The organism is Moorena sp. SIO3H5 (genome assembly GCF_010692395.1).
Taxonomy (GTDB): domain Bacteria; phylum Cyanobacteriota; class Cyanobacteriia; order Cyanobacteriales; family Coleofasciculaceae; genus Moorena.
Genome location: NZ_JAAHHS010000273.1, coordinates 1 through 10585 on the forward strand (window position 1 = coordinate 1; position 10585 = coordinate 10585).

Annotated in this window: 9 protein-coding genes and 2 pseudogenes; 5 read left to right on the forward strand and 6 right to left on the reverse strand. The window is 44.8% G+C overall.

Going from position 1 to position 10585, the window contains the following annotated elements; genetic code table 11:
- Window positions 1-109, forward strand: a pseudogene (locus tag F6K52_RS24695) (IS5/IS1182 family transposase); the annotation flags it as partial.
- Between the two features lie 10 nt (window positions 110-119).
- On the opposite strand, the pseudogene F6K52_RS24700 reads toward F6K52_RS24695, so the two are convergent.
- The 6 genes and pseudogenes from F6K52_RS24700 to F6K52_RS24725 all read right to left on the reverse strand — a co-directional run.
- A pseudogene (locus F6K52_RS24700) lies at window positions 120-536 on the reverse strand (Uma2 family endonuclease); the annotation flags it as partial.
- Entirely contained in the window at window positions 536-970 is a 435-nt protein-coding gene (locus tag F6K52_RS24705; protein WP_070393320.1) for a hypothetical protein, read from the reverse strand. The gene F6K52_RS24705 and the pseudogene F6K52_RS24700, both read right to left, overlap by 1 nt.
- Window positions 971-1241: 271 nt before the next feature.
- Window positions 1242-2057, reverse strand: coding sequence for a phage baseplate assembly protein V (locus F6K52_RS24710; protein ID WP_293084220.1), 816 nt, complete (start codon window positions 2055-2057; stop codon window positions 1242-1244).
- Window positions 2054-3184 (reverse strand): hypothetical protein, encoded by a 1131-nt coding sequence (locus tag F6K52_RS24715; RefSeq protein WP_293084226.1) that lies wholly within the window; start codon window positions 3182-3184, stop codon window positions 2054-2056. Before F6K52_RS24715 ends, F6K52_RS24710 begins: the two co-directional genes overlap by 4 nt.
- Before the next feature lie 31 nt (window positions 3185-3215).
- Window positions 3216-3518, reverse strand: coding sequence for a hypothetical protein (locus F6K52_RS24720; RefSeq protein ID WP_293084229.1), 303 nt, complete (start codon window positions 3516-3518; stop codon window positions 3216-3218).
- A gap of 40 nt (window positions 3519-3558) precedes the next feature.
- Window positions 3559-4185, reverse strand: a complete 627-nt coding sequence (locus tag F6K52_RS24725; RefSeq protein ID WP_293084234.1) for a hypothetical protein — start codon at window positions 4183-4185, stop codon at window positions 3559-3561.
- A gap of 268 nt (window positions 4186-4453) precedes the next feature.
- Between F6K52_RS24725 and F6K52_RS24730 the strand changes: the two genes are divergently transcribed.
- The 4 genes from F6K52_RS24730 to F6K52_RS24745 all read left to right on the forward strand — a co-directional run.
- The gene (locus F6K52_RS24730; RefSeq protein ID WP_293084239.1) at window positions 4454-5284 is read left to right on the forward strand and encodes a phage baseplate assembly protein V; all 831 of its coding nucleotides are present in this window, start codon (window positions 4454-4456) and stop codon (window positions 5282-5284) included.
- Between the two features lie 44 nt (window positions 5285-5328).
- Window positions 5329-5685 carry a GPW/gp25 family protein gene (locus F6K52_RS24735; protein ID WP_071104674.1) on the forward strand — a complete coding sequence of 119 codons (357 nt, stop codon included), beginning with the start codon at window positions 5329-5331 and terminating at the stop codon, window positions 5683-5685.
- A gap of 14 nt (window positions 5686-5699) precedes the next feature.
- Window positions 5700-8168, forward strand: a complete 2469-nt coding sequence (locus F6K52_RS24740; protein WP_293084248.1) for a putative baseplate assembly protein — start codon at window positions 5700-5702, stop codon at window positions 8166-8168.
- The coding region (locus tag F6K52_RS24745) for a hypothetical protein (protein ID WP_293084253.1) at window positions 8165-10585 on the forward strand (2421 nt) is incomplete at its 3' end. The genes F6K52_RS24740 and F6K52_RS24745, both read left to right, overlap by 4 nt.

The following is a 10585-nucleotide window of genomic DNA, read 5'->3' on the forward strand; positions in this document are numbered from 1 at the left end:
GGCTATCAATCGACTCAAGCAATGGAGACGTATCGCTACCCGGTATGAAAAACTTGCTGCCAATTATACAGCCATGATTACGATCGCCTGCATTCTTTTGTGGTTATAGTTTGAAAACACGCCCTAGCCGCTATTTCTACCAATAATTCTGGTACTCCTTCTAAGTATCCATCTTCACTTAGGGTAGAGTTGCCCCCACTTTCGGGATTAATTAACAATACGCCATCGGGTTGCGGTTGGTTGTCCCTATCCAAACGGACTGTGGGTTCAATGCCCATTTGTACCTGGGGTGTAGCAGCTTGATAAACTCCCAGCCAGGTGATTAAACGTCCGTGCGGTTGGGCATGAGGTTGAAAACGTAGGGGCGATGCCATGTAAACTGTCCCTTCTATCAGTTCGGCTTTTTTTAGTTCTGGCATGGCATTGTAACGACGCTCGAATTCCCGGGAAGTTAAGCGATCGCCATTTTCTAACGGTGGCAAATGTCGAGGGGGTGGGAACTCAGAGCTTAATGGTAAGGGCTGTGAAGACATCATTAAGCACCTTTAACTTTGAGATTAGTAGTAATAAAACTACCAGTACCCGAGTATTGAGGAGTAGCGTCGGGAATTGGTGGTCCCGGGCCTGGTGGTGGTTGCTGGGCTGGGGTCATTACTTGAAATTTAGCAGTGAACGTGCTGCCTTTGAGCAACACTGGTTTACCACCAGATTTATTTTTTTTAGCTTTTTGATTGCCTCCCAGGGATTGAATTGTGAGAGTACCTACCCCTGGTATACTGTATTGTGGGGTCATATACGTACAACCCGGTACTATCACTTTTTTCTCATCCCCATCCACACACACGGGCTTGCCATTAATCGTGTCCTTGCCAGAACCCACCAGGGTACCCGGTTGGGGCACCACAGTTGCTGCCCCAAAGGTAGGGTTAAACATGGCTTTATCCCCTGTAATTAGAATAAAATCAGCCATTAAGCTCTACAAAAAAACTATTGATAGCAATTCTTATTTCTATGAGGTACGAATCTCTGGGTTTTAGGGAGCAGGGACTGAGGCCGTAGGCCACGCTACGCGAACGGAGCAGGCAAAAGGCAAGAGGCAAGAGGCAAGAGGAACCCACCCCTAACCCCTCCCAGGAGGGGAAGTTAGGGAAGAAGCAAAAAATAATCTGTACCTAATAGCTACGATAAACGCTATAAGCATTTTGAATTTTGAATTTTGAATTTTGAATTTTGAACTCCCCTCACATTGTCTGATGACTCCCCTTGTTCAGATTCACTTTATTACCGGACAACTCGACACTAGCGGAACCCTTCTTCAAGTTAATTGCTGAAGATGTTATTTCCACCACTGCCGATGTGGTCTTACTCATTTTTACCCCTGAGTCTGATAGCTGTACTTTCGATTTATCCTTCTCTAAGTTAAACGCACTTTCCGTTAACTCGGCAATTGACTTACTCTTCTTTAATCTAATCTTATCTTTATTCAGTTCTACTTCTACCTGCTTTTCCGCCAGCTTAATACTCTCCTCGGTTATTGTAACCACAGAGTCCTTTCCATTCTTCAACTCGATCGCCTTTTCCGTCAATTTAGCAGTCGTCTTATTATTATTGTTTATTTCTATACCCTTTTCATCAAATAGCACCTTCAGGGGCTTATCCACCACTGGTTTAGCCACCTCTAGTAACAGATATTTCTTACCTTTACTGAGACTGCTAACGGATATCGTAACCCCTTGAGTCTTAAACATCTGCAACTTCTCTGGTTCCCCCGCCGTAGTCGCCTCAGCTGCCTTTTTTGGCAGTTCATTCGGGCACCACAAACAGCCCGTCCAAATTGGGCGCTCTCTATTGCCACCCTCAAATTCTACCCAAACTTCCGAGCCTTTCGGCGGGATAGCAAACATGCCAATATCTTTGCCTGCATAAGGAACACAAGGTTCAGCCCACAAGCACTTATCTCCCAAGACTGACGGTACCCTCACCTCAAGGCGACCGCGCTTGTTTAGATCCTTCGTATTCGTTACTGTACCGCGATATTTACCAAAGAAATTATTCATACTTTTACCACTGGAACAGTTGTCCCCAAACCTTCACGGGTCAAAACAAAACTTTGTTTATACTTTCCCACTTCTAAAGTATGAGTGACACTTTTGACATAATAAAGTCCGTCGTAACTTTTGCCAGCCCCTCGCAAACCCACTAAACCCCTTGCCCTCAGTAGGCTACCATACTTCTGGGCATCCAGCACACCTTCAACGGTAAGTACCTTGCCAAGAGACGTATCAGTGATCGACTGAACCCCAGCCTTAGCCTGGGACTGATTTAATCCCTGAGGCGGGAGCAAGCGCTTCCGCACTACGGGCTGCTTCAAGGCTGAAGAGCTAGCCAGGGAAGGACTCTTGCTCTTGGCAGATTTTACCTCCTTGGGCTTATTTTTTTTACAGTCCAGCAATTCTCCAGATGCCTGGCTAGCCGCCAGTCCGTCATACTGAAAATTAATCGAGTCCACATTGCTATGCCACCCCATATTCACAGATATTGCTGACTGGGGGACACCCAACTTCGGAGGCGGTCCCCAATAGGCGGTATTAGTCAGCGGCACTGGTCCAGGAGAAATAAAAAATACATAGCCATTGCGCTCCGCCATCTCCAAAATGTATTGGAGATCGGTACCATACTGGATCGGAATATATTCCGTCGGCAAGGGAGGTTTATCCCCTGAAGGGGGCTTTACTTTGGGAATAATACCGTATTTGGCGTACTTGCCAATAATTTTCATAGTGATCGCCGTTTGATTCTGGGATGGATGCTTTTCTATTTTTTCTTCCATATCCATCATCACACTGACATCTTCTCCAGTCACCGTTATCGTTGACGGGACACCCGGTTGAGTACTTGGTTGTAGTTGCTGGTTGGTGATTATACCATCGCTGAGAACGTGAGGTTTGCCATTGAACGTCACCACCAGGACAACTCTGTTAAACTGCTTTACCTGCTTTAGTAGGGGATAATCTAAATTTGACTTCCCGCTGGGACTGACCGTAAAGCTCATCTGAAAACCTGATCGCCCAGTATCGCTATTAGTTACTTCAACACTAGTCAGGGATTCAAGGAGCAAGCGAGATGCTGGTTTAGGCACTGTTGGTCCGATTAAAATCGTTAATTGTACGCCTAGGAAGACCATTTATTTTTCTATTTGGGGCTAAAAAAAATAGTTAAATAGGTTCAATAATATAGGGCTGCGGGATCCTTATCTGTTTACCCGGCGGTTCTAGCAGCTCGAAGGGATTCATGGTATTGTTGGCATCGCATACTTGCCAAAACATTTCTGGAGAGCCGATGTAGGTATTGGCAATCCGATCCAGGCGATCGCCTTCATTTACTGTCAATTCTACCTGCAACTGTAACTTGTCACTCTGGGGCAGAAACCGTCGGCGCTTGTAGGCTATTATTCTACCGTCTGGGTTGGTGAATTTTTCGGTTTCTAAATAGTAGTAACGGCTTGTTTCGTCAAACATAAGTATCTTTAGCTATCGTCTCAATGTCGTCTCAAAACGTTTATCCTAATCCACTGATGCTGTTAACCATGTTCATTGCTGCCATCAGTTCCTTAGCGACTTGATGACCCATAAACATAGTACCACCCACGCTTGACAATTTTAAGTCGCTATAACTGAGTACTTGCATATCTAGGCTAACTTCCGCGCGGATCGGATTGAGATTTACATCATAGGCAAGTTCATTAATGGACATACTCTTAATCTGTACTGGTACAATGCGCTTCACTCCCCACATAAACACCGTTAGTGGAGGACTTTTGGGTAATAGTTCTATCGTTCCTGCTAGCAACAGAGCCTCCTTAGCGATCACCTCCACGCTCATCGGATATATTAGGGTTTCCAATGCAGCTAACTGGGGATGTATGCCCAGATTGACTGCTGTGTCATCTGCTGTTTCCAATTGATCGGTGGCATCTAGTTCTATTTTCAGACTGATTGTTTCTTCTGGTGGTAGGCTAACTTTTGCTGACTCATGCTGCTCATTACTCGCTAGTCGGGATGTCAGCGAGCGTGTCATCGTCTCTGGATTATATTGGAAAACGATCACTTTGGGTAGGGGAATCAAGGGATCGATTGAGGCGATCGCCCCTTTGAGGGTACGTGGAGAACCGGGAAATGCGCTCATAGAGTTTTTCTATGGATTAACTGCCATCTATTTTACCTTCATGAGCACCAGCTTACTCCCCTGAGTTGCAACGCTACTATTTAGCTTGATCACCTTACATATTATTTAGATCGATGGCACTATGTTCAGTTTTATGAAGCAGCGGTAATCCAATCTCAGGATATGGTAGTCTATGAGAGGTTCGAAGTGTTTCTAAATTGTCAACCTATGGGTCGACATGGCTTTCTTATTGTCGTTAAAAGCCATAGTCTCCATTACCAAAAATTAGATGACAAATTTTTTGGGTAAATACCGGGGTAAAGTCAAAAAAAATCAAGACCCTAAAAATCTCGGTCGCCTTCAAGTAATTGTTCCCGAGGTTTTAGATGTAGACAACGAAAACTGGGCTCTGCCTTGTTTGCCATACACGGGCAAAGATATGGGGATGTTTACAATACCACCAGAAGGTGCGAACATCTGGGTTGAATTTGAGGGAGGGAATCGCGATCGCCCGATTTGGACAGGTTGCTTTTGGACCAATGAAGAGGTGCCTAAGGAAGTTTTGGCTGCTTACGAACAAAATGGGGATCCTGCTGAGATTCAAGTTTTTAAGACGGAAGAATTAATTTTAATCTTGAGTAGGCGAACTAAAAAAGAAGGGGTAACCTTGGAGATTAAATTACCTAAAAAAGATAATAAAAATGCCAAAAAAATTATTAAATTGACCTTAGATAAGAAGGGTATTGAAATTAAACATGATCAGCAAACGCTTTTAAAATTAACAGAAGATTTACTAGAGTTGAAAACTAAGGAAACAGGAGTGGATATCACTGCTAAGCAGATTCAACTCAAGGAGAAAGAAGGTGGTGAAGGGAAACTGGAGGAATCGGGGATTGAATTAAATAAAAAATCATCTACAGCGAAATTAACAAATGACGGTATTCAGCTAAAGAACGGTAAATCAGAGATGCAACTAGCTTCCTCTGGGATAAAAATAAGTAATGATGGCTCGGAAATAGCCATTAATTCTGCTATAGATGTCAAGGCCAGTGGTGGAGCAAAGATTAACCTATCTCAGGTTAAAGTCAACGTTAATAACGGGGCACTGGAAGTAATGTAAGTGCTCATTGATAAGTTTTCAATTAGACAAAATTGAGTTAACAAATGGAAATTGCTTATCCTTTTGAAATTGACGAAAATAAGCGAGTAGCAGAAGCGGACTGGCCAGAACATATCCGTCAAATGATCGAGCAAGTGCTATTCACGACTCCGGGAGAAAGAGTCAACCGCCCTACTTTTGGCACGGGTTTAATGCAGTTGATTTTTGCTCCCAATAGCCAAGACCTCACTAGTTCTGTTGAGTTGATGGTACAAAGTTCTTTACAGGAGTGGTTGGGGGAACTGATCCACGTAGAAGGACTACAGGTAGAAACTGAAGATACCAAGTTAACTGTGACAGTAGTCTATATAATTAGACGTAATCAGCAACGGGAAGTGGCTAAATTCGAGCAGGGAGAATAAAGGACTGTACAGTAATGGATAGCGAATTCAGACATCAGCGACGGATGGCAGTGAGCGCTCATCCGATTCAGATCGGCCTTGATTATATCCAAGTTGAGTGGCTAGAAGATACTGAATACGAGTGGAATCTGCTAGTTTATTTCCTCCCTGCAGCACCAGGTTTGGAAGGCAAACAGGTGGCTCCCGAAGAAGTCACTTTTGGTAATATCCAGATTACCAAAGGTGGGGTGGTTAGCAGTGACGTTCAGTTGCTAGAACTAACCATAGAGGGAAATCTGCTGACACTCAAAGTTGAGCATCCGTTGACATCATCAGATAGTGAGGAGCAAAGCAATTCCTATCAATTAAAACTGATTAATATATCCAACCTAGATCCGTTCTTTGAGGAGCTGAGCTTTGGCTTCCGAAAACCGGAGCAAATCTCCACGAAAATTGATCCGCAACAGCCGCTACTTGGAGAGCTGAAAACTCAGGAATCCATCGAAATTACCTATCTGGCAAAGGACTATAGCAGCTTTCGCCAATTGATACTTGATCGCCTATCGGTGGTAATGCCTAAATGGCGAGAGCGCAATCCAGCCGATATTGGAATTGTTTTAACAGAAATATTAGCTTATACAGCAGACAGCGCCAGCTATTATCAGGATGCAGTGGCAACAGAGGCCTACCTGAGTAAAGCTCGACAACGAATTTCTATCCGTCGCCACTGCCGTCTGGTAGACTACGTATTGCATGAAGGCTGTAATGCTCGGGTTTGGGTATACCTGGAGTTACAGTCTGGGATGGAGCCAGTAATGCTCCACCAGGACTCCATGCTCGTTACGGGTGCATCAACATTGCAGCCAGTGCTAAAGTCTGATTCCCGTGAAGCCCAAGAGGTGCTCAAGAAAAAGGGGGCTAAGGTTTTTCAAACCCTACACGACCTGGAACTGCGATCGGAACACAATCAAATTGAGTTCTATACTTGGGGGTCAACTGAGTTTTACTTGAGTAAAGGTACCACGACAGCGACATTAGTAGGGCATTTAAAACATTTGCAAAAAGGTGACCTACTGTTACTTGAAGAGGTGAAAAACCCGCAGACAGGGGAAGACGGCGATCCGGAGCACCGTCAGGTGGTGCGCTTGACTAACGTCAATTCTGACGTAGAAGACGTGATCGGAGGTAGATTTAAGGACCCACCAGATAATACAGCAGTGCCATTGACTGAGATTGAATGGGCTCTTCCCGATGCACTCAAATTCTCTCTGTGCGTCGCTAAACCTTCTTGCCCGAAAACTACTGATCCCCTCAGCCTCGCCCGGGGTAATATTGTACTTGCCGATCACGGCAAAAGTCAGGAAGACAATAACATGCCTAACGTGCAGGCATCCGGGGACTATCGCCCCCAATTGTCTAAAAGTGATTTAACTTACAGCGAAGTTTATAAGCACGAACAGGCAAAAGAAGAGCCCGCAGCACAACTATTAGAGCAAAACCCTCAAAACGCCGTACCAGTCTTGTGTTTACAATCTTCTGCTAGTAACAGTGGTGATTGGGAAACCTGGTATCCACAACCAGACCTTTTGAATAGCAATCAGTTTGCTTCAGATTTTGTTGTGGAAATGGAGAGCGATCGCACAGCCTACCTGCGTTTTGGAGACGGAAATTTGGGTAAAGCCCCCCTAGCCGGTTCGACAATGAAAGCGAGCTACCGCAGTGGTAACGGTACTGCCGGTAATGTGGGTCGAGAGGCGATCGCTTATGTGATCACCCAAGATAGCAATTACTACGTAGAACTGGTTGGGAAAATTGCTAAAATTTACAACCCCTTAGCTGCCGAAGGTGGTGTAGACCCCGAACCGATCCCCGACGCCCGGCTGAATGCCCCTCAGGCTTTCCGCATTCGTCAGAACTGCGTTACAGAAGCAGACTATGTTGAGGTAATGCAACGTTACCCGGAGGTGCAAAAGGCTGCTGCCCAACTGAGCTGGACTGGTAGTTGGTACACTATGTTTATTGCGGTCGATCGCTATGAGGGCAAACCGATTGACGATGCTTTTAAGCAGGAATTGCGCGACTATATCATGCCATTCCGATTGATGGGTCACGACCTAGAAATTGTCGAACCGACCTTCGTTCCGTTGGATATAGTGTTACAGGTAACACTTAAAGATGGCTATTTCCAAAACAGTATCAGACGCGCTCTTGAGGAAACCTTTGGCAACAAAGATTACAAGAGTGGCAGGCGCGGTTTTTTTCATCCAGATAACTTCACCTTCGGTCAACCCGTTTTCCTAAGTCGCATTATTCAGAAGACGATGGACATTGATGGGGTGTACCGGGCTGAAGTTAGCCGTTTTCAGGTTTGGGGTCGGACACCTCAGGATGAACTGAACCGAGGTGTAATCGCCACTGATACGTTGTCCATTGTGCGAGTTGATAATAATCCTTATACTCCAGAGTATGGTTTGATCGAGTTTGAATTAGAGGGGGGCATATGACATCAACACCAGAAAACCAACCAGAACCAATTTACAATCCACCAGGGCTGACAGCCCTCTCTTATCGGATTGCTAGGCATGATGATAGCCTCAAACGGATGAAATCCGGGTTGCATACCCAGACAATCCCCCCTAATCAAAAGGATGGTTCGCGACCCCTAGGAAAACTGACTGCTAGCCACAACGATGACCCTGCGATCGCATTCCTAGATGGTTGGGCGGCTGTGATGGAAGTGCTGACGTTCTACCAAGAACGGATCGCTAATGAAGGCTTTGTAAACACGGCAACCGAGCGACTATCGTTACTGGAACTGAGTCGGACAGTGGGCTACGAACTAGCTCCAGGTGTTGCTGCCAGTACCTATCTAGCTTTTACAATCGAAGAATCAGAGGATGTACCGGAGATTGTCCAAGTCCCCGAGGGAGTTACAGTCGAAAGCGTACCCATCGCTGATGAAGACCCCCAGGTATTTGAGACTGTAGAAACCTTGGAAATGCGGGGGGCGTGGAATTTACTGCAACCCCATGTACCCTCAGAAATTGTCCCGCAAGACATAAGCGAAGACACCGTATCACTCAAGCTATCGGGTACTGAAACTCAGTTGGAAGAGGGCGAGGCTCTATTGATAGTAGAGGAGGAAATAGAATTATCTGAAAGTCTTTATACTCCAATAGCAACAGTCGAAACCGATGACGAGCTAGATTATACTACTGTTTCTTGGGAAAAAGGTTTGGGTTGGGAACCCCGCAGCGAGATCCAAGTCTTTGCTTTACCGGAACAAGTCACTCTATTTGGTAGCGAGGCTCCCGAGTGGAATGAACTGAGTCCGGAGGAGCAACGCCTGTACAGTGATGACACCGGTGGTGTTTTTAACTATATTGACCAGCGGGAGTGGACGTCAATTTCCACAGACTTGTTGAAAAATGCTGATGTTCGGGCTTTGGTGCGCGAGGGAAACACTGGTAGTCTGTTTGTCGGTACTAATAATGGCATCTTCCGCTCTAGGGACGAAGGCAGAAATTGGGTAGAGATTAACAAAGGTTTAACAAATCTTGATATCTACTCTGTAGCAGTTAATGAGAAAGGATATATTTTTGCAGGGGCGACGGAGGGGAATGTTTTTAGAAGCATTGACCTGGGAGAAAGCTGGGTAGAAATAGGTAGTGGGGGGATTAGTGTTGTCGAACATAAAATTACGATCGGAGGGGATCCAGACCCATTACACGAATGGGAGCCCATAACAATCAGTTTGCCCAGCAGTATTATCCGCTGTCTTGCTGTTTCTGGGAATACCATCTATGTGGGTACTGAATATGGCATTTTTAGGTCTCAAGATAGTGGGAGAATCTGGGAGGATATTAATAACAGAGATAGTAACTCTATTGGCTTGAGTGGCACGATTGTATATTCAATTGCGAGAATTAAAAAAGATACTACTTATTATATTTTTATTGGGACTGACCAGGGTGTATTTCGTGCCGAGGAAAATGACACTGGGCAGATAACGTGGACAAAGATTAACAATACTGACACCCTGAACGATGAAAAAAATGTATATTCACTAGTTGCGGCTAAAATCAATAATCAGGATTATCTATTATTTGCGGGGACAAACACAGGGGTATTTCTCTGCGACAATCCTTTTGATGATCCTGCTGCTGAAGTACCTGCTAATTTAACTTGGCAGGAGATTAACAACGAAAATCTGACAAATGAAACTACTGTCTATTCCCTAAGTATAGCGACTAAGGGAAGCAGCAATGATTATATATATGCAGGGACAGACCGTGGTGTATTTTACTCCCATATTGACACAAGTAATCCTGATGTTGTTGTTGTAAACTGGGAACCAATCAATAATGGATTGATAAATCAGGAAATTCGTAGTATATTAGCCAATTTTGATGCAGCCCAGGCAGAAAGGCTATTCGCAGGAAGTTGGTTTGATAGCCTGCACACAATGGACTGGCCAGGGTTTGCGATCGCAAATCAGCAACATATCGATCTTAATGATATCTACGATAATATTTTCCCAAATAGTTGGGTGGTATTAAAGCATGAAGAAAGTAGCCAGGCTTATAAAGTTAAGAGCGTAGGGACAGTTTTGCGCAATGAGTTTGGCGAAAATGGAAAAATTACCCGGATTCAACTGGAAACTACTCAAGCAGATTTGAGTGCCTTTGGAGGAGACAAATACCGGGAAACTGTAGTTTTAGCCCAAAGTGAAGCCTTAGAACTCTACGAAGAAATTATCTACCGAACAAAACTGCCAGTGGAAGGGGATGAAATAGAGTTAGATAAAGTAGTCCCAGGACTGGAAGAAGAGCGGAAAATTATTATAAGTGGCAAGCAAATGCGAGCTCAAATCCCTCCCATGGGAGGGGTTGTCCGCCAGTCGTTGTTGAGTGACAAAACT